Genomic DNA, 19863 nt, shown 5'->3' on the forward strand with positions numbered 1-19863 from the left:
GGTGACCAGGACCCTTCCGGCACCGGTCGCCGCGGGCGCGGACGAGCGGTTCGGCCCCCGGCTGTGGGGGCTGCTGCTCGTCCTCGCCGGCAACATGCTCATCGACGCCCTGGAGGTGTCCGTGGCGGTGGTGGCGCTGCCCGCCATCGGCACGGACCTGGGACAGCCGCCGACCGTCACCCAGTGGGCGATGACCGGCTTCGCCGCCGGCTTCGGGGGCCTGCTCCTCTTCGGCGCCCGCGTGGTGACCCTCCTCGGCCGCCGCCGCGTCTACCTCGCGGCCCTCCTCGCCTTCGCCGCCGCCACCGTGCTCAGCGCCCTCGCCCACGACCCCTGGCTGCTCCTGGCCACCCGCCTGGCCAAGGGCTTCTGCGCCGCCCTGACGGCCCCCACCGGCCTCGCCATCATCACCTCCACCTTCCCGGAGGGCCGCCCCCGCTCCCGAGCGGTCTCCGTCTACACCCTCTTCGGCGCAGGCGGCTTCACCGCAGGCCTCCTCCTCTCCGGCTGGCTGACCGAGACCTCCTGGCGCTGGGCCTTCGCCTTCCCGGCCCCGGTGGTGCTGCTGCTCTTCGCGTGCGGGCTGCGCCTGATTCCCAAGGGCGACGACGAGAGCGCCCCGAAGGGGCCGGATGTTCCGGCGGGGGGCGCCCAGAGCGCCCCGAAGGGCGCGGATGTTCCGGCGGGGGTCGCAAGGAGCGCCCCGAAGGGGCGCGGGGAACTGCGCGACCAGCCCCCACCGGGCCGCACCCGAACAACGACGACCCGGCACTTCGGCATCCCCGGCGCCCTCACCCTCCTGGGAGCCCTCCTGGCCCTGGTCCAGGGCATCACCCAACTCCCCGCCCACGGCTGGACCGCCCCGCAGGCCACCGCCCCCCTCACCGCGGCCGTACTCCTCCTGCTGCTGTTCCGGCAGATCGAGCGCCGCTCGGCCGACCCCCTCCTGAACACCGGCCCCCTGCGCGGCAACCCCGCCCTCATCCGCTCCGCCATCGGTGCCGCCTGTCTCAACGGCTCGTACCTGGGCCTCCTGTTCGTCCTGACGTACCAGACCCAGACCCTCGCCGGCTGGTCCCCCCTCCGCACGGCGTTCGCCCTGCTCCCGGCCGCCGCGCCCCCGGCGCTCACCGCGCTGGCCTCCGGCCGCCTGGTCGCCAGGTTCGGCGCCCCGCGCCTCATCGTGGCCGGCGCGACCTGCGCGTTCGCGGGCACCATGCTGCAACTCCGGTCGCATGCATGGCCGTTGGACTACCCGGGCCGGATGCTGCCGACGCTCCTGCTGGTCGGCGCCGCCTTCGTGCTCTCCTTCGCCGCGCTCAACATGCAGGCCATGTCCCGCCTCGCCCCCGCCGACCGGCTCACCGGCAGCGGCCTGTACCAGACGGCCGTCCAGCTCGCCGCGGTCCTCGCGGTCGCGCTCGCCGCCGCCCTGCTCGCCGCCCACGCGCCGGCGCACGGCGCGGGTCCGGCCGCCGCCGCGGCGGCCTGCCGGCCGGCGCTGACCCTGGTCGCCGCCCTCGGCCTCCTCGGCCTGCTCGTCGGCCTCACCGGCCTGATCCGCACCCGACCCCCAGCCTCCTCACCCTCACCACACCACGGGGAATGACCATGGACCAGACAACGCAGACCTGGGTCTTCGACGACCTGGACGACGACCTCGACGATCTGGACTACGAGTTCGAGCGCGACCAGATCGTCGAGGTGGTGCCGCCCAGCCTCGCGCACCTCGCCTCCCTCGGCCTCGCCGAGCGCACCCGGCTCATCGACGCGTACGTGCGCGGTGAACTCGCCCGGGTGCTGCGGGTGGCCCCGGAGAGCATCGACACCGTGGGCCGCCCGATGAACAGCCTGGGCATCGGCTCCATCAACGGCCTGGAACTCCAGCGCCGCATGGAGGCCGCGCTGCGTGTCGACGTCAACCTCAACCGGCTGCTGCGGGCCAACAGCGCGGCCGAGCTGGTCGACTGCCTCGCCGGCCAGCTCGGCCCGGAGGACAGCCCGCACAAGCACGCCGGCCGCGGCGAGCACCACCTGGTCGCGCACCGCGTGCCGAGCCCGAGGTGATCGGGGAGATGCCGGTCCTGGAGTTCGGCACGGCCACCCTCGCCGCCGCGCCGAGACTGCCCGCCGCCGGCCTGCTGGACGTCTGGCTGGTCCGCCGGGCCGCCCTGGAGACCGCGGCCGAACTGCTCGACCTGTCCGAGCTGAGCGAGGCGGAGCGCCGGCGGACCGCGTCCTTCGTCCGGCCCGCGGACGGGGTGACGTACGCCTCCGCGCACGTCGCCCTGCGCCGGCTGCTCGGCGGCTACCTGGGGCTGCCCCCGCAGGACGTGCCGTTCGTGCGGGAGCCCTGCCCGGGCTGCGCCGAGCCGCACGGCCGGCCGGCGGTCGTGCACCCCGACCCGCCGCTGCACTTCTCCCTCGCGCACAGCCACGGCATGGCCGTGGTCGCCGTCTCCCGTACGGTCGTCGGCGCCGACGTGGAGCGGCTGCCGCGGGCCGAGACCGTCGAGGTCTGCACCCCGGCCCTGCACCCGGGGGAGCAGGCCGAGCTGGCCGCGCTCGGCGACGCCGGGGAGCGGCGCGCCGCCTTCGGGCGGCTGTGGACCCGCAAGGAGGCCTATCTCAAGGCGCTCGGCACCGGGCTCTCCCGCGATCCCGGCCACGACTACCTGGGCGCCGACCCGCAGCGCAGGCCGGCCGGCTGGACGCTGCTCGACCTGCCGTCCGGGCCCCGGCACAACGCGGCCGTCGCGGTGCGCGGCGCGGCCCCCGACCAGGTCACCGTGCGCTGGGTGCCGCCGACCGCGCTGTACGCGGGCGAGACGGTCGACCTGGACGCCGACGGGACGGTGGGCGTGCCCGTGACCGCGCCCGTGGGCGTGACCACCCGAGTATCCGACTGGGGAGCGTGACCCGCCAATGTCACTCGAACAGAAAGCCGGTCCAGCAGCCGGCCGCCAGAGCCTGCACGATCGTGAGCACCGCGGCCAGTGGACCGCCGCCGAGCGCATCGAGGAGCTCGGCCTGATGAAGGAGGCCGCCCGGCACGGCGACCCCCTCGCCACCGAGCGCCAGCACGCCAAGGGCAAGCTCACCGCGTACGAACGCATCGAACTCCTGCTCGACGAGGGGTCGTTCAACGAGGTCGAGATGCTCCGCCGGCACCGTGCCACCGGCTTCGGCCTGGAGAAGAAACGGCCGTACACCGACGGGGTGATCACCGGCTGGGGCACCGTTCACGGCCGTACCGTCTTCGTCTACGCGCACGACTTCCGCATCTTCGGCGGCGCCCTCGGCGAGGCCCACGCCCAGAAGATCCACAAGATCATGGACATGGCCATGGCGGCGGGGGCCCCGCTGGTGTCGCTGAACGACGGCGCCGGCGCCCGGATCCAGGAGGGCGTCTCGGCGCTCGCCGGCTACGGCGGCATCTTCCAGCGCAACACCCGCGCCTCCGGGGTGATCCCGCAGATCAGCGTGATGCTCGGGCCGTGCGCGGGCGGCGCCGCCTACTCGCCCGCCCTGACCGACTTCGTCTTCATGGTGCGGGACATCTCCCAGATGTTCATCACCGGACCGGACGTGGTGAAGGCGGTGACCGGCGAGGAGATCACCCAGAACGACCTCGGCGGCGCCGACGTCCACGCCGGCGCCTCCGGCGTGGCCCACTTCGCCTACGACGACGTGCGCAGCTGCATGGAGGACGTACGGCACCTGCTGTCGCTGCTGCCGTCCAACAACCGTGACCTGCCGCCCCGTTCGGCGACCACCGACCCGGCCGACCGCCGTACCGACCGGGTGGTGGAACTGGTCCCGGACGACCCGGGGCGGGTCTACGACATCCGGACCGTCATCGAGGAGATCGTCGACGACGGCGACTACTTCGAGATCCAGCCCGGCTGGGCCACCAACGTGGTGTGCGCGCTGTCCCGGCTGGACGGCGAGGTCGTCGGCCTCGTCGCCAGCCAGCCGGCCTCGTTCGCCGGGGTCCTCGACATCGACGCCAGTGAGAAGGCGGCGCGGTTCGTGCAGTTCTGCGACGCCTTCAACATCCCGCTGGTCACCCTGATCGACGTCCCCGGCTTCCTGCCCGGCGTGGACCAGGAGCACAACGGCATCATCCGGCGCGGCGCCAAGCTGCTCTACGCGTACTGCAATGCCACCGTGCCGCGGATCTCCCTGGTGCTGCGCAAGGCGTACGGCGGCGCGTACATCGTCATGGACTCCCGGTCCATCGGCACCGACCTCGCCCTCGCCTGGCCGTCCAACGAGATCGCCGTGATGGGCGCCGAGGGCGCGGCGAACGTCATCTTCCGCCGGGAGATCGCGGCCGCGGACGACCCCGAGTCGACCCGCGCGCAGAAGATCAAGGAGTACCAGGCGGAGCTGATGCACCCCTACTACGCGGCCGAGCGCGGTCTGATCGACGACGTCATCGACCCGCGGGAGACCCGCTCCACCCTCATCCGCGCCCTTGCGATGCTGCGCAGCAAGCAGGCCGACCTGCCGTGCCGCAAGCACGGCAACCCGCCGCAGTGAGCGCGCCGGAGAACCCGGACGGCGCGGAGGCCGCCCTGGTCATCAGGGTCGTGAAGGGGCAGGCGAGCCCCGCCGAGCTCGCCGCCCTCACCACCGTCCTGCTCACCCGCGCCGCCGCCCTGGCCGCGCTGGACCCCCGCCCCCTGGAACCCCGCCCGGTGGCCGCCTGGCGCCGCCCGGAACGCCTCACCCCCCACCGCGACCCCCGCGGCTGGCACCTCACCGGCACCCGAGCAGCATGACAACCGCCTGGCCACCCCCCAAAGGGCCGCGGGGAACGGCGCGACCGGCCACGCCGGCGCGGCGGCCGGCCGACGGCGCATCGCGGCGCTTCCAGCCGACCGGCGCCCCCGCATCCCCGACAGAATCGGAGTCCCGGACCCCATGACCACCCCGTACCTCGACCGCGCTGACACGGTCACCGAACTCCGCTCCGAACTCGACGCCCTGCGCGCCGAGTTCGGCGCCCTCGCCGACCGCGCGGCGGTCGCCGAGCTGGTCGACCGCTACATCACCCTGCTCGACACCCAGGACGACCACGGCTTCGACCCCACCTGGCCGGCCACGGTCTTCACCCCGGACTGCCGCCTGGAGTTCCCGGTCGGCACCGTCGAGGGCCGCGACCGGGCCGCCGCCTTCCACCACGACCGGAAGTCCCGGTTCGCCCGCACCCACCACCTGGCCGCCAACTACGGCATCCGGGTGTCGGGGGACACCGCCCGGATCCGCGTCCACCTCGTCGCGTCCCACGTCCACCACGAGGACGGCCCGGACCCGGACGGCCGCTTCGACATCGGCGGCTACAGCGAGGGCGAGGCGGTCCGCACCCCGGACGGCTGGCGGCTGCACCGCTGGCGGTTCCGGCTGGTGTGGTCCGACGGCGCCGGCCCCCGTCCCGGCCCCGACCCCCGCGAACTGCGCAGTTCCCAGCCACGACCACGCCACCCGAAAGGACGATGAGACCGTGTCAGGCACACCGACGACCGCGTTGAATCTGGGCGCCTTGCGCGACACCTCCGGCGACGACCGCCGGCAGGCGTTCGAGACGTTCCTCTGCCGCAACCTCGCCCAGCACCTGGACATCCCCCCGGCCCACCGCATCGCCCGCGACCGCCCCCTCTACACCCAGGGCATCGACTCCCTCACCGCGCTCACCCTCCAGCGCACCCTGGAGTCGGCCCTGAACATCCCGGTACCGGCCCACCACCTGCTGCGCGAGCAGTCGGTGGGCGAACTGGCCGCGACCCTGAGCGAACTGGTCGACCGCACCTGAGCACCCGGGTGCGCCTGATGCCACCGGTGGGACGACGGCACGGTTACCGGTGACATCAGGCGCACCCGCCCTTCTGACAACGTTGTCCAACAGTCCGGGGCGCCCGTGTCAGAATGAGGACGCCCGTCGTCCGTCCGGTCTTCAACGAGGTAGTCCGTGTCCAAGCCCCTCGGCCGCGTGCCGCAGCGTCGCAACGCACGGTCCAACCGGGCGCGGATCCTGGCCACCGCCCGCCAGGAACTCGGCCGGAACCCCGACATCACCCTGGAGGAGCTGGCCCGCGCCTCCGGTGTCGTACGGCGCACGCTCTTCGGGCACTTCCCCGGACGGGCCGCGCTCCTCGAGGCGCTGGCCGAGGAGGCCGCCGAGGCGCTCCAGGCAGCCGTGGCACGGGGAGCGAAGCCCGCGGAGCCGGCCGACCGGGCCCTGGCGCGCTTCTCCCTGTCGATGTGGCCGGTGGGCGACCGCTACCGGATGCTGCTGGCCCTCGCCCACCGGGACCTGGGCGCGGAACGCGTGACCGGGATCCTCCGGCCCGCCCGGCTGCGGGCCACGGCCGTCGTGGAGCACGGCCAGCGGGACGGCGTCTTCCACCACCACCTCCCGCCCGCGGTGCTCGCCGCCGCGCTGGAGGGCATGGCGATCGCCCTGCTGGAAGAGGTCAACGGCGCAACCTTCGAGGACGACGGTGCCCGCACGGCCGTCGCCATGCTGATCGCGGCCGGCGTCCCGGAGCGGCAGGCCCGCACGGTGGTCGCCGAGGTGGCCGCCGAGATCGCCGCCGCGGCCGTGCCGGAGGAGCCCGCCGGGGCCTGAACCGCACGCTCCCGCGCCGCGGGCACCTCGTAGGCCGGGTCCGGTGGGCGTGGCATGCTGAGGGCGCGGCTTCGGCGCAACCGACCGGGAGGTGATGGGCGTGACGGACTGGGCCCGGTTCGCGCAGCAACTCGCGGCGATGGCGCGGGACCTGCTGGCACAGGAGTCGGTCGACGCCACCCTGGACCGGATCACCGCCTCGGCCGTGGAACTGGTGGAGGGCTGTGACGCGGCTGGCATCCTGGTGCTGCACGGCGGCAAGGTGCGCACGCTCGCGCCCACCGAGCAACTGGTCGTCGACAGCGACCGGTTGCAGGAGCGGCTGGGCGAGGGGCCCTGCTTCGACGCCGCCCGCACCAGGGCGGGGGAGCGGGTGTTCCGGATCCGGGACCTCACCCGGGAGCAGCCGCGCTGGCCCGCCTTCGGCCCGGAGATCCACCGGCTCGGCGTCGGCAGCATGATGGGGTTCCTGCTGTACACCGAGGACGAGGAACTCGGCGCGCTGAACATCTACTCCCGCCGGCCCGGCGCCTTCACCGAGGCCAGTGAGCTGGCCGGCTGGCTGCTGGCCTCGCACGCGGCGGTCGCCTTCTCCGCCGCCCGCACCCAGGCCCAGCTGGAGCAGGCCGTCGCCACCCGCCACCTGATCGGCGAGGCCATGGGCATCCTCATGGGCAGCCACCGCCTCACCGAGGAACAGGCCTTCGACGTGCTGCGCCGCTACTCGCAGGACAACAACGTCAAGCTCCGCGAGGTCGCCCGCCGGGTCTGCGACCAGGGCAGCCTGTCCTAGGCCCTGTCGTCGCGTTCCCGTCCGCCCCGCGACGCCGTGCCCGCACTCTCGCCGCCCCCGGCCGGGGGTACCCCCAGCGCCCCGAAGGGGCGCTCAAGCCCCCGCCCGGGACGGGCGCCGACGCGTAACGGCCGCCCGCGGGGCGTACCGTCGACTGTGTGGACGGCACCGCCGACGGGCTCGTCTCCCGGGCCGCGCGTGCACTCGCCCCGCGGGCGGACGAGCTGATCACGGACGTCGCCGGGTGCCTGCGCGCCGAGGTTCCCGAGCTCTGGGTGGACCCGGAGCTCGCCCGGATGACCTCGCAGAACATCGCCGAGCATGTCGCCGGCGTGCTGGGCGGCCTGGAAGCGGGCCTCGGCCCGAGGAGCCTGGAGCCGCCGCCGGCCCACGTGGACCGCGCCCGCCGGCTGGCCCGGCGCGGCGTCCCCGTCACCGTGATGCTGCGGGCGCACCGCCTCGGGGAGGGCGTCATCCTCGACGGCCTCCTCGCCGAACTGCCCCGGCTGACGGACGACCCCGGCCTGGTCGACGCGGTCGCCCGCCGGCTGCTCGCCCTGTCCACCCGGTACGTCGACCGCATCGGCGAGCAGGGCATCCTCGCCTTCCAGGAGGAACGGGACCGGCGGCTGCAGTGGCGGATGTCCCTGGTCAACGAGGCCGGCCTGCGGGTCGGGACCGCCCTGGACATCGCCCGCACCACCCAGGAGCTGGCCGACCTCGCCGCCGAGGACTTCGCCGACCTCGTCACCGTCGACCTGCTCGACTCCGTGGTCCGCGGCCACGCCCCCCGGGCGGCGGAGCGGTTCCTGCTGCGCCGGGTCGCCCAGGGGACGTACGCGCCGGGCGGCGCCCCGGAACCGGCGGTCAAGGTGCAGGAGCTGCACAGCTGCCCGGACGGGTCACCGGCGGCCCGTGCCCTGGCCACCGGACGGCCCGCCCGGCACACCGCGGCGGACCGGGCGACGCTGGTGGTGCCGCTGACCGCCCGCGGCACCACCCTCGGCGTCGCCCGGTTCTCCCGGCACCGCGACCCCGCCCGCTTCGACGACGAGGACCTGCTCCTCGCCCAGGAGATCGCGGCCCGCGCCGCCGTCGCCGTCGACAACGCCTGCCGCTACACCCACGCCCGGGCCACCGCGCTCACCCTCCAGCACAGCCTGCTGCCGCGGCGCACCGCCGAGCAGTCCGCCGCCGAGGTCGCCTGCCGCTACCTGCCGGCCGACGGCCGGGCCGGGGTGGGCGGCGACTGGTACGACGTGATCCCGCTGTCCGGGGCCCGGGTCGCCCTGGTGGTCGGCGACGTCGTCGGCCACGGCATCCACGCGGCGGCCACGATGGGCCGGCTGCGCACCGCCGTCCGCACCCTCGCCGACATCGACCTGCCGCCCGACGAACTGCTGACCCACCTGGACGACGTCGTCATCCGGCTCTCCGCGGAGGCCGCCGCCGACCCGGATCCGGACCCCGGTCCCGGATCCCGCCCCGCCCGCGGTCCCGGCTCCGCCCGCGGCCTCGGCCCCGGCCCGGGCCTCGATCCCGGCCCGGATCCGGGCGCGGCGCCGGCCGGGGACATCGGCGCCACCTGCCTGTACGCCGTCTACGACGCCGTCGCCGGCCGCTGCAGCCTGGCCCGCGCCGGCCACGTGCTGCCCACCGTGGTGCACCGCGACGGCAGTGCCGATCTCCTCGACCTGCCGCCGGGACCCCCGCTGGGCCTGGGCGGGCTGCCGTTCGAGGCGGTGGAGACGGACCTGCCCGAGGGCAGCCTGCTCGCCCTGTACACCGACGGCCTGCTCGAAGGCCACGACCACGACGTGGAGGCGGGCCTCGCCGCCCTGCGGGAGGTCCTCGTCCGGCCCGCCGCCTCCCTGGAGGCCGCCTGCGACACGGTGCTCCAGGCCCTGCTGCCCACCGACCGGCCGCACGACGACGTCGCGCTGCTGCTGGCCCGCCCCCGCACCCTCGGCGCCGACCGGGTCGCCGTCTGGGACCTGGCACCGGACCCGGCGGCCGTCGCACCGGCCCGCGCGGGCGTCGCCCGGCAGCTCACCGCCTGGGACCTGGAGGACCTCGCCTTCTCCGCCGAACTGGTGGTCAGCGAACTCGTCACCAACGCCATCCGCTACGGCAGCCCGCCCGTCCGGCTGCGCCTGATCCTGCCCCGGACCCCCGACCGGCCCGCCGACGGTCCCGCCCGCGCCGTCCTGTGCGAGGTCTCCGACGCCGGCGGCGCCGTCCCGCACCTGCGCAGGGCCCGCACCTTCGACGAGGGCGGTCGCGGCCTGCTGCTGGTCGCCCAGCTCGCCGCCCGCTGGGGAACCCGCCACGCCCGGCACGGCAAGACGGTCTGGGCCGAACTGACCGGGACCGGCCCGCCCGGCTTCCCGGACCTGACCGCCGGCCTGTGAGCTGCGGCCGCGACCCGCGCCGGATTCCTCAGCCCTTGCGCGGCAGTTCGTGGAAGCGGTGGGCCAGATCCGTCAGTCACCTGTTCGGGGAGGTACTGCGGTCCGTTCACGGACCACCCTGCCGAACACGGATGGACGTACGGTCGACGGCGCGTGAAAGCGGGGCCGGTACGGCGGGCGGGCAGGTCCGCCCCCTCGCTCCGGCGGGCGGCGGCCTCAGCGCTCGGCCGCTTCCTTCCGCAGGCGGTCGCTCACCTCGTACACATGCTGGGCCGCGGAGATGTTCACCTCGGCCCGGTCCGAGCTCAGCGCGGTGAACAGGCGGCCCACCTCCCGGTGGAAGCAGGCCGGGCTGTCCGGGTCGTCCTCCGAGCCGGCGACGGCCTCCGACTCGGCGAAGAACGCGACGGCCTCGGCGGTCCGCCCCTGGTCCGCAAGGACGACCGACAGCAGCCGGGTGGACATGAAGAACGGCACCGGGTCGTCGACGGCGTTCTCCCGCCGGATCGCCGCCCGCAGATCGGTCTCCGCCGCCGCCAGGTCTCCGCGGATGAAGGCGAGCCAGGCCCGGATGTGCCGGGTCTGCGCCTGCCAGGCGGGGTCGTCGCCCGGCTCGGCCGCCGCGACCGCCTGGTCCGCGAGGCGCTCCAGTTCCCGCTGGTGCGCGGGCCCGGCGAAGAGCCCGCTCGCCGCGATCACCGACAGCGCGGCGGCGACGATCCGCGAGGCGTCCGGGACGTCGCGCAGCACCCGGGAGAACACCGAGACCAGCAGCGTGTGTTCGGCCAGCAGCCAGGCCCGCGCCTGCCCGGCGTCGTCGAACCGCAGTCCGGTCAGCGGCACGGCGAACAGGTGGGTGCTGAGCGAGCCGGCCTGCTCGGTCGCGCTCATGGCCTGGAGCAGGGTGGCGTGCAGGAACATCGTCAGCCGCACCAGCGCCGCCTCGCGGTCCGCGACGGGATCCTCGCGGTCGGCACGCCGGGCGGCGAACGCCCGTACCAGGTCGTGGAACCGGTAGCGGTCGGCCGAGTGCGGTTCCAGCAGGCCGGCCTCCACCAGGTGCTCCAGCTGCTCCTCGGTCTCCTGCTCGGGCCGGTCGAGCAGCACCGCCGCGACCGCGACCGGGAAGTCGGCGGCGTCCAGCAGTGCGCACAGCCGCATCGCCCGGGCCCGGTCGGGGGCGAGCGCCCGGTAGCCGACCTGGAAGGTGGCCTCCACCGACATGCCGCCGGCCCGCAACTCGTCGAGCTGGTGCTCCTCGGCGCGCAGCCGCAGCAGCTGCGCCCCGAGGCCGCGGCCGGGACGCGCCGCCGTACGGGCGCCGATGATGCGCAGCGCCAACGGCAGCTGCCCGCACGCGTGCACCAGTTCCAGCGCGAGTTCGGGGTCTGCGGCGACCTCGGCGTCGCCGGTGAACCGGCCCAGCATGGCCACCGCCTCCCGCTGGTCGGGCACCGGCACCTCGAACCGCGTCGCGCCGGGCGGTACGAGCGACCGGTGCCGGGTCGTGATCAGCGCGGCGTTGCCGGGGGTGCCCGGGAGCAACGGTGTCACCTGGGCGGTGTCGGAGGCGTTGTCCAGGACCACCAGGATCCGGCGGTCGGCGGTCAGGGTGCGGTAGGCCCCGGCGCGGGCGGTGGGCGTCGCGGGGATCCGGGCGGCGGGCATGCCGAGCGCGAGCAGGAAGTCGACCAGTACGTCGGCGGGGTCGGCGGGGCTGCCGCCGTCGCCGCGCAGGTCCACGTAGAGCTGCCCGTCCGGGTAGTCGCCGCGGATGCCGTGGGCGACGCGCAACGCGAGCGCGGTCTTCCCGACGCCGCCGATCCCGCTGAGCACCGCGAGCGCGACCGCCTCCCCGCCGGGCCGCAGCGCGCGCCCGAGCCGCTCCCGCAACCGCTCCCGGCCCACGAAGTCGCCGGGCGCCGGGGGCAGTTGCTGCGGGCGGACGCCGGCCGGGGCCTCCTCGCCCCGCACCGCCCCGGACCGGTCGGCGGTGGCGACGGCGGGGCTCTCCCCGGCCGGTGGCCCTGCGGCGTCGGGCTCGGCGCCGGCGAGGATCCGGGCCTGCAGCTCACGCAGCTCCGGCCCGGGATCCATGCCCAGTTCGGCCACCATGGTCTCGCGGGCCGCGGCGTAGACCGCCAGGGCCTCCGCCGTCCGCCCGGCGCGGTGCAGCGCGCGCATGCGCAGCGCGTACAGGTCCTCGCGCAGCGGATGGTCGGCGATCAGCGAGAGCAGTTCCGTCGCCACCCGGGCGTGCTCACCCAGCTCGCCGGCACACTCCAGCTGCGCCACCCGCGCGTTCAGCCGCAGCTCGGTGAAGCGCCGGCGGTGCCGCTGGGCGTAGGGGCCGGGCACGCCGGACAGTGGCTCTCCCGACCACAGCGCCAGCGCGGCGTCGAAGGCGCGCAGGGCGGGGCCGGTCCGCCCCGCCGCCCGCAGTTCCTCCCCGTCCCGGACGAGCCGCTCGAAACGCAGGGCGTCGACGGCCTGTTCGGGGACGTCGAGCCGGTATCCGCGCTGCGTGGTCTCCAGCCGGGAGCGTTCCTCGCCCAGGGAGAGGCGGATGCGGTAGACGTACGTCTGCACGGAGCGCACCGCGTTGCCGGGCGGGTCTTCCCAGAGTGCGTCGATGAGCTGGTCGAGGCCGCACCGGCGGCCGTCGCCGAGCAGCAGCCGCGCCAGGACGGCGCGCTGCAAGGGGCTGCCCAGATCGAGTTCGCGCCCGCCGTGGCGGCCGCTCGGCGGCCCCAGCAGCCCGAACTCGTACGCTTCCCCCGCCGTCGCCACCTGCCAGAGCTTAGCCGTCCGGACAGACGCGTCAGGCGGCTCCGGGCGGCCCGCACCGGCCCGCCGGTCACCGCGGCCGTCACGGCCGGGGATCCACTACGGCAGGACGGGAGACCCCCTGTGGTCACGGGAGAGAACCGGCCACCTGCCGCGCCGCCTCCGCGAAGCGCCCCCGGCAGGACTCGAACCTGCGGCCAAGCGCTTAGAAGGCGCCTGCTCTATCCACTGAGCTACGGGGGCCGGCTGTGCTGGCCTCGTACGCACTGCCCTGGTGGGGCGGGTCCGTGACGTTGCCGGGGACAAGGATAGAACTCCCCGATCCGTGTCCCTGTTGCTTCGCCTCCGTGGCTCGATGTGGAGGTTCGGTGAAGCGGTCCTGATAATCGCAGGCAGGTACGAATCGTGCATCGCTTTTGGCGCCCGACGCACCGGGTGTTGTGCACTCGTTATGCCTGGACTGTGCCTCCGTCCCAGTCGCCCCTTCCGCCCGTTGTGTCCTGTCGGCACGCAGACATGTCTATATGCTTCAGAATTCCCCTAAAATTGGGCATTCTTCGCATGTGGTGACCTTGGACGTACGGCCTCAGCTGCTCGACACACTTTCCGCCCTGCGCGACCGTGTCGCTGCCGCACGCTTCCCGCTGCCCCTGGCGGGGGCTCCACGCGCGCGTGCCAACCGCGACGAACTGCTCGCACAGCTCGACGACTATCTGGTGCCCCGCCTCAGAGAACCCGAAGCGCCACTTCTGGCCGTGGTGGGCGGGTCCACGGGTGCCGGCAAGTCGACCCTCGTCAACTCACTGGTGGGCCGCCGGGTCAGCGAGGCGGGCGTGCTGCGGCCGACCACCCGCACCCCGGTCCTGGTCTGTCATCCGGAGGACCATCACTGGTTCAGCGGCATGCGCGTGCTGCCCGACCTGACCCGGGAGTGGGTGCCCCACCAGGAGCCAAGCGACGACCCCTTCCTCCCCGGCGACAATCCCGCGCGCGTGCTGCGCGTCGAGACCGCCGACAGCATCCCGCGCGGCCTCGCCCTGCTCGACGCCCCCGACATCGACTCCCTGGTCGTCGACAACCGCGTGCTCGCCGCGGAACTCATCTGCGCCGCCGACATCTGGGTGATGGTGACCACGGCAGCCCGCTACGCCGACGCCGTCCCCTGGCACCTGCTGCGCACCGCCAAGGAGTACGACGCCACCCTGGTGACCGTCCTCGACCGGGTCCCGCACACGGTCGTCTCGGAGGTCTCCCGGCAGTACGGCGCCCTGCTCACCAAGGCCGGACTCGGTGACGTACCCCGGTTCACCGTGCCCGAGCTGCCCGAGTCGGCCTGGGGCGGCGGCCTGCTCCCGGCCACCGCTGTCGCCCCGCTGCGCGCCTGGCTCCTCCACCAGGCCCAGGATCCCGGCGCCCGCAGCCACACCCTGGCCCGCACCGCACACGGCCTCCTCGACTCCCTCAAGGCCCGCATGCCCGAACTGGCCGGCGCCGCCGCCGCCCAGTACGCCGCCGCGCTGCGCCTGACCTCCGCCGTCGACACGGCCTACGACAGCGAACACGCGCGCCTACGCGGGCGCCTCCAGGCCGGAGCCGTCCTCGCCGGCGACGCCCTCAAGCGCTGGCGCGCCTACCCGCTCGACTGCTCCGCCGAGGAACTCCTGGACGCCCTGGTGGAGAGCCTCGCCGCCCTGCTGCTCTGCTCCGTCACCGCCGCCGACGAACGTGTCGACGACGCCTGGCGGCGCGAGCCGGCCTCCGCCGCCGCAGGGCTGACCGACCGCGACCCGTCCCTGGAGAGCGCCGAGCACCGCATCGGCCTCGCCGTCCGGCGCTGGCGGCGCGAGCTGGAGGAGTACGCCGAGGACGAGGTGCGCGAGCTCGACCGCAGCGTCGCCCCGGACTCCGAGGTGGTCGCCGCCCTGGTCGCCACCGCGCTGCTCGGCGGCCGGCGCACCAAGATCGCGGGGGAGCGGCTCGCCGAGCGCATCGGCGCCCACGGCGCGCTGCGGCTGCGCGACCGCGCGGGACGGCTGCTCTCCGAACACGTGGACCGCGTTCTGCACGCCGAACGCGAGCGCCGCCTCGCCCCGCTCGACGCCCTCGACGTGCACCCCGAGCCCCAGGCCGAACTCATCGCCGCCCTGTCCGTCCTGCAGAAGGAGAGGTGACCGGTGACCGCCGTCACTGACCACGACCACACGGATCGCATGGAACGCATGGATCACACCAGTGACTTCACCGGTGACTACGCCAGCGACTTCGAGGCCGGACCGGCCGCGGTGGACACCGCACCGGACGCCGTGCGGGAGCCGGCACGGGAGTCGGCGGGGTCGGCCCGGGAGTCCGCGCGGGGGTCGGCACGGGAGTCCGCGCGGGGGTCGGCACGGGAGTCCGTACGGGAGTCCGTACGGGACCGTGCCCCGGACGGCGACCGGCATCGGGACGAGGCCGGGAAGGACCTCAAGGAGCCGCAGGAGCACACGGACACCGACGAGGCTCCCGAGGCTTCCGGAGCGCCGCAGACTCCCGAGGCGACCGAGGCCGCCGAGTCGGCCGCCGAGAGCGTCCCGCACGCACGCGTGCGGGAGCAGCGGGAGCCGGCCGACGACCGCCCGCCCGCCAGCGGCGACCGTCCGGCCGCCACCGGTGACCGCCCGGCCGCCAGCGGTGACCGCCCGGCCGCCAGCGGCGACCGTCCGGCCGCCACCGGTGACCGCCCGGCCGCCGCCGGTGACCGCCCGCCCGCCAGCGGTGACCGCCCGGCCGCCGCCGAGGACGATCCGGCCGGTGACGACGTCTGGGACGACGGCCTCATCGCCCGCCGGGTCACCGAGACCGCCAAGGCCGCAGTCCCCGTCGTGGAGACCCGCGGCCCGGGCGCCCCGGCCCCCGCCCCGCTCGCCTACGACGGCCCCCTGCGCTCCCGCCTCGACGCCCTGCGCGAGCTCGTCGGCCTCTCCCGCACCCGCCTCGACAGCAACACCCTCGGCGAGGCCGGCCGGGTCCTGGACGAGGCGGCCACCCGGCGCCGGCTCTCCGGCCAGCACACCGTCGTCGCCCTGGCCGGCGCCACCGGCAGCGGCAAGTCCCAGCTGTTCAACGCGCTCGCCGGAGTCGCCATCTCGGAGACCGGAGTACGCCGGCCCACCACCTCCGCACCCATCGCGTGCACCTGGAGCGACGGCAGCGCGGCCCTCATCGACCGGCTGGGCATCCCGGGCCGGCTGCGCCGCCGCCCCGTGCACAACCCGGAGGCCGACGCACAGCTGCGCGGGCTGGTCCTGATCGACCTGCCCGACCACGACTCGGCCGCCGTCCAGCACCGCGCACAGGTCGACCGGATCCTGAAACTCGTCGACGCGGTGATCTGGGTCGTCGACCCCGAGAAGTACGCCGACGCCGTCCTCCACGAGCGCTATCTGCGGCCCATGGCCGGCCACGCCGAGGTCATGTTCATCGTCCTCAACCAGACCGACCGGCTGCCCGGCGAGGCCACCGACCAGGTCCTGGACGACCTGCGCCGGCTGCTCGACGACGACGGCATCGCCCTCGGCGAGTACGGCGATCCGGGCGCGACCGTGCTCGCGCTGTCCGCGCTCACCGGCGACGGCGTCGGCGAACTGCGCGAGGTGCTCGGCCAGTTCGTGTCCGAGCGGGGCGCGGCGGCCCGCCGGGTCGCCGCCGACGTGGACGCCGCCGCGGCCCGGCTGCGGCCCGTCTACGCCACCGGCAGGCGCGCCGGGCTCAGCGAGGAGGCGCGCGAGGAGTTCGCCGGGCGGCTCGCGGACGCGGTCGGTGCCACCGCCGCCGGCGAGGCCGCCGAACGGGCCTGGCGGCGCAACGCCAACCGGGCCTGCGGCACGCCCTGGTTCCGGCTGTGGCGCTGGTACCAGAAGCGCGGCGAGCCGCCCACCGGACGCCTGCAGAAGGCCCAGCCGGAGGTGGAGGCCACCGCGCGGCAGCGCGTCGAGCAGGCGGTGCGCACGGTCTCCGAGCGGGCCTCGGCCGGACTGCCCGCACCCTGGGCGCAGGCGGTGCGCGAGGCGGCCGTACGCGGCTCGCAGGGCCTTCCGGAAGCGCTCGACGACCTGGCCGCGCGGGCCGGGCTGCCGCCGGGGCGGCCACCGCGGCCGGGCTGGTGGCCGGTGGCGGTGCTGGCCCAGGCCGCCATGACGCTCCTCCAGGTGGTCGGCGGACTGTGGCTGATGGGGCAGATCGCCGGGGTGACGGCGCCCAACCTGGGCGTTCCGGTGCTGCTGATGGTCTCCGGGATCATCGGCGGCCCGCTGGTCGAGTGGGGCTGCCGGATGGCGGCCCGCGGCCCGGCCCGCCGGTACGGCCTGGAGGCGGAACGCCGGCTCCGCGAAGCGGCGGCCGGCTGCGGGCGGGCCCGGGTGCTGGATCCGGTGGCGGCGGAGTTGCTGCGCTACCAGGAGGTGCGGGAGCAGTACGCGCGGGTGACGCGGACGGGTGCCGGAGTGGCCGGAGTGACCGGAGCGACCGGAGTGACCGGAGTGGCCGGAGCGACCGGAGTGGCCGGAGTGGGGTGAGGCCGGGGAACGGGGCGGGGCCGCGGCCGGGGTTCGGGCCTGGGCGGGGCCCCGCCTGGGGGACGGGGTCACTCGTGCGGGTGGCGGGGTTCTCCACAGGCCGGCGGTGGTCCACAGCGCTCGGCGGGCCTGCGCCGACGGCGGCAGTCTGGACCCACGGCGACCGCGACCGGCGTCCCGGGCAGGCGGTCGCCGTGGTGGACACAGCCGTACGGGACGGCCCCGTACGCGGATCCGCCCGGCCGTGGCGGCCGGGTGAGGGAGGGGTTCGTGATGAACGAGACGATGGTCTGCGCGGTGGGCAACGTGGCGACGCAGCCGGTGTTCCGGGAGCTGGCGGCAGGTCCGTCGGCCCGGTTCCGACTGGCGGTGACCGCGCGCTACTGGGACCGCGAGAAGAACGCCTGGACGGACGGCCACACCAACTTCTTCACGGTGTGGGCCAACCGACAACTCGCCACCAACGCGGCGACCTCGCTGACGGTCGGCGACCCGGTCGTCGTACAGGGGCGGCTGAAGGTGCGCGCCGAGACCCGGGAGGGCCAGCAGTGGACCTCCGCCGACATCGACGCGGTGGCGATCGGCCACGACCTCGCCCGGGGCACGGCGGCCTTCCGGCGGACCGGCAGGCCGGACACGGCGGCACCCGCGCCACCGCGCCCGGAACCCGACTGGGAGACACCGGCGGAGTCCCCCGACCCGCCCGCCGGGGCGCAGCCGGAACCGGTGGCGGTGGCGGCCGCTGCGCCGTGAGGGGCATGAAGTGACTGCGCGTCAAGGTCCGTCGACGTCGGGCTACCCGAACGGCGGCCGCACGGCCGCCCGTTGACATCCGTCGGCGCCCGTCGACGCCCACGGGCGCCCGGCGTCAGCCACCGACACCCGACTGACGACGCCTTGGCGGCTCTTGACGTCCCTTGACGTCCCTTGACGTCCCTTGACGTCCCTTGACGTCCCTTGACGTCCGTTGAGGTCTCTTGACGGCTTATCGGTGAACGCGCTCCGAAGTGCCCGTCACCACGACCGGGTGGATTTGTCGATAGGCCCTGCTCGTTGACGCCTCCGCGATAACGATTACGGATCGGATCGCTCATCGGACCATCCCACCGGGAAAGGGGGGTCCGGCTGATCCATAGGATGCCGGGCGTGGCCCCTGGGGCCGCTGATTCTGCTGGTGGGACCACACCCCGCGTCCAACGGGTCCTGCTCGAAGGGGAATTCTGTGCTCGCTGCGTTCTCTGGTCTCTCGGCGCCCAGCGCGTCCACCAGGCACTACGGCACCGCCGTGGCCGCGAGAGGCATGGTCCGCCTCGCCGCCGCGGCCCTGGTGTCCGGGCTGGTGGCCGCCGCCGCGCTGACCGGCGCCGGCCCGGCCGCGGCCGACGACGGGACCGCCCAGAGCCAGAGCGGGGCCACGGCGACCATGAACGGCCTGAAGACCTACGGCGCGGCCGTGGTCCACGGAGACAGCGGCGACGAGCAGGTGGCCGCGGGCCTGTTCGAGATGTCCGTGGACGGCGGCGGCACGCTCCAGACGTACTGCGTCGACCTCCACAACCCCGCCCAGCGGGACGCCAAGTACCAGGAGACGGCGTGGAGCGGCACCTCGCTCGGCGCCAACAAGAACGCCGGCAACATCCGCTGGATCCTGCAGAACTCCTACCCGCAGGTCAACGACCTCGCCGCGCTGGCCCGCAAGGCCGGTGCCGGCGGTCTCACCGAGCAGGACGCGGCGGCCGGCACGCAGGTGGCGATCTGGCGTTACTCGGACGGCGCGGACGTCGACGCCGTCGACCCGCAGGCCGAGAAGCTCGCCGACTACCTGGAGAAGAACGCCCGCGGCCAGAACGAGCCGCAGGCCTCGCTGACCCTCTCCCCGTCGGCCGTGTCCGGCCGGCCGGGCGGCCTGCTCGGTCCGGTGACGGTCCACACCAACGCGAGCACGGTCACCGTCGTCCCGCCGTCCGACGCGGCCCTCAGCGGCGTGCGGATCACCGACAAGGCAGGCAAGCCCGTCACCACCGCCCGGGACGGCAGCGAGCTGTACTTCAAGGTCCCCGACGATGCTGCGGACGCCTCCGCCGAACTGAGCGTCCAGGCGTCGACGACCGTCCCCGTCGGCCGGGCCTTCACCTCCGCGAGCCGCAGCCAGACCCAGATCCTGGCCGGCTCCAGCGAGTCCACGGTCGCCGCGACCGCGAACGCGACCTGGGCGGACCAGGGCGCCATACCGGCACTGTCGGCCCAGAAGAACTGCGCCCGCAGCGGCGTGGACATCACCGCGGCCAACACCGGGGACAAGCCGTTCACCTTCGAGCTGGTGAGCACGGAGTACACCATCCCCGCCGACTCCTCGCGGACGGTGACCGTCCCGCTCCAGGAGGACCAGGCCTACGACTTCACGATCACCGACGCGAACGGCCTCCAACGCCGCTTCACCGGTGTCCTCGACTGCAAGACCCAGGGCGCCGACGCCGGCCTCGCCACCCAGACCCTCAGCGAGCCCAGCCCGGCCTCGGTGGGCGGCACCGCCTCCGACGTCAACCTGGCCGCGACCGGCGGCGACTCCGCGACCGGCGTGATCACGGGCGTGGCCATCGGCCTGGTGGTGATCGGCGGCGCGGTCCTGGTGATCCTCCGCCAGCGGGAGAACCAGCAGACCGACTGACTCCCGGACGGGCACTA

The 19863-nt window shown here is 74.9% G+C and carries 15 protein-coding genes and 1 tRNA gene; 14 read left to right on the forward strand and 2 right to left on the reverse strand.

All coding sequences use genetic code 11. From position 1 onward, the window contains the following. Window position 1: 1 nt before the first annotated feature. From ACFY0K_RS12505 to ACFY0K_RS12550, 10 genes are all read left to right on the forward strand, one after another. Entirely contained in the window at window positions 2–1609 is a 1608-nt protein-coding gene (locus ACFY0K_RS12505; protein ID WP_390639802.1) for an MFS transporter, read from the forward strand. 2 nt (window positions 1610–1611) lie between these two features. Beyond that, the gene (locus tag ACFY0K_RS12510) at window positions 1612–2067 is read left to right on the forward strand and encodes an acyl carrier protein (protein WP_390639803.1); all 456 of its coding nucleotides are present in this window, start codon (window positions 1612–1614) and stop codon (window positions 2065–2067) included. An 8-nt stretch (window positions 2068–2075) separates the two neighbouring features. Beyond that, a complete protein-coding gene (locus ACFY0K_RS12515; RefSeq protein ID WP_390639804.1) occupies window positions 2076–2918 on the forward strand; it encodes a 4'-phosphopantetheinyl transferase family protein in 843 nt (280 codons plus the stop codon). 115 nt (window positions 2919–3033) lie between these two features. After that, window positions 3034–4545: an acyl-CoA carboxylase subunit beta gene (locus ACFY0K_RS12520; RefSeq protein ID WP_352365684.1), complete on the forward strand. Its 1512-nt coding sequence runs from the start codon at window positions 3034–3036 to the stop codon at window positions 4543–4545. Continuing rightward, window positions 4542–4787: an acyl-CoA carboxylase subunit epsilon gene (locus tag ACFY0K_RS12525; protein ID WP_390639805.1), complete on the forward strand. Its 246-nt coding sequence runs from the start codon at window positions 4542–4544 to the stop codon at window positions 4785–4787. Before ACFY0K_RS12520 ends, ACFY0K_RS12525 begins: the two co-directional genes overlap by 4 nt. 142 nt (window positions 4788–4929) lie before the next feature. Continuing rightward, complete coding sequence (locus ACFY0K_RS12530) at window positions 4930–5505, forward strand: nuclear transport factor 2 family protein (protein WP_351959140.1); 576 nt, start codon at window positions 4930–4932, stop codon at window positions 5503–5505. A 4-nt stretch (window positions 5506–5509) separates the two neighbouring features. Next, complete coding sequence (locus tag ACFY0K_RS12535; RefSeq protein WP_390639806.1) at window positions 5510–5818, forward strand: acyl carrier protein; 309 nt, start codon at window positions 5510–5512, stop codon at window positions 5816–5818. A gap of 156 nt (window positions 5819–5974) precedes the next feature. Next, on the forward strand, window positions 5975–6634 hold the full coding sequence (locus tag ACFY0K_RS12540) for a TetR family transcriptional regulator (protein WP_390639807.1): 660 nt from the start codon (window positions 5975–5977) through the stop codon (window positions 6632–6634). Window positions 6635–6728: 94 nt separating this feature from the next. Beyond that, window positions 6729–7427, forward strand: coding sequence for a GAF and ANTAR domain-containing protein (locus ACFY0K_RS12545; protein WP_390639808.1), 699 nt, complete (start codon window positions 6729–6731; stop codon window positions 7425–7427). Between the two features lie 158 nt (window positions 7428–7585). Next, entirely contained in the window at window positions 7586–9838 is a 2253-nt protein-coding gene (locus ACFY0K_RS12550; RefSeq protein ID WP_390639809.1) for a SpoIIE family protein phosphatase, read from the forward strand. 216 nt (window positions 9839–10054) lie between these two features. Here the strand turns inward: ACFY0K_RS12550 and ACFY0K_RS12555 are convergent, their stop codons facing one another. After that, entirely contained in the window at window positions 10055–12628 is a 2574-nt protein-coding gene (locus tag ACFY0K_RS12555; protein ID WP_390639810.1) for a BTAD domain-containing putative transcriptional regulator, read from the reverse strand. A gap of 167 nt (window positions 12629–12795) precedes the next feature. Then, window positions 12796–12868, reverse strand: a tRNA-Arg gene (locus ACFY0K_RS12560). Window positions 12869–13188: 320 nt separating this feature from the next. On the opposite strand from ACFY0K_RS12560, the gene ACFY0K_RS12565 reads away from it, so the two are divergent. The 4 genes from ACFY0K_RS12565 to ACFY0K_RS12580 all read left to right on the forward strand — a co-directional run bounded on the left by ACFY0K_RS12565 (window position 13189) and on the right by ACFY0K_RS12580 (window position 19846). After that, window positions 13189–14796, forward strand: coding sequence for a dynamin family protein (locus ACFY0K_RS12565; RefSeq protein WP_351959145.1), 1608 nt, complete (start codon window positions 13189–13191; stop codon window positions 14794–14796). Window positions 14797–14799: 3 nt separating this feature from the next. Next, window positions 14800–17178: a GTPase gene (locus ACFY0K_RS12570; RefSeq protein WP_390639811.1), complete on the forward strand. Its 2379-nt coding sequence runs from the start codon at window positions 14800–14802 to the stop codon at window positions 17176–17178. A 273-nt stretch (window positions 17179–17451) separates the two neighbouring features. After that, a complete protein-coding gene (locus ACFY0K_RS12575) occupies window positions 17452–17931 on the forward strand; it encodes a single-stranded DNA-binding protein (RefSeq protein WP_390639812.1) in 480 nt (159 codons plus the stop codon). Between the two features lie 469 nt (window positions 17932–18400). Next, window positions 18401–19846, forward strand: coding sequence for a Cys-Gln thioester bond-forming surface protein (locus ACFY0K_RS12580; RefSeq protein WP_390639813.1), 1446 nt, complete (start codon window positions 18401–18403; stop codon window positions 19844–19846). Window positions 19847–19863: the final 17 nt, after the last annotated feature.

Source organism: Streptomyces sp. NPDC001507 (genome assembly GCF_042894765.1).
GTDB lineage: Bacteria > Actinomycetota > Actinomycetes > Streptomycetales > Streptomycetaceae > Streptomyces.

Coding starts and splice junctions, on each gene's coding strand:
- ACFY0K_RS12510 (WP_390639803.1), top strand. CDS start 1,612: ATGGACCAGACAACGCAGACCTGGGTCTTCGACGACCTGGACGACGAC.
- ACFY0K_RS12515 (WP_390639804.1), top strand. CDS start 2,076: ATGCCGGTCCTGGAGTTCGGCACGGCCACCCTCGCCGCCGCGCCGAGA.
- ACFY0K_RS12520 (WP_352365684.1), top strand. CDS start 3,034: ATGAAGGAGGCCGCCCGGCACGGCGACCCCCTCGCCACCGAGCGCCAG.
- ACFY0K_RS12530 (WP_351959140.1), top strand. CDS start 4,930: ATGACCACCCCGTACCTCGACCGCGCTGACACGGTCACCGAACTCCGC.
- ACFY0K_RS12545 (WP_390639808.1), top strand. CDS start 6,729: ATGGGCGTGACGGACTGGGCCCGGTTCGCGCAGCAACTCGCGGCGATG.
- ACFY0K_RS12575 (WP_390639812.1), top strand. CDS start 17,452: ATGAACGAGACGATGGTCTGCGCGGTGGGCAACGTGGCGACGCAGCCG.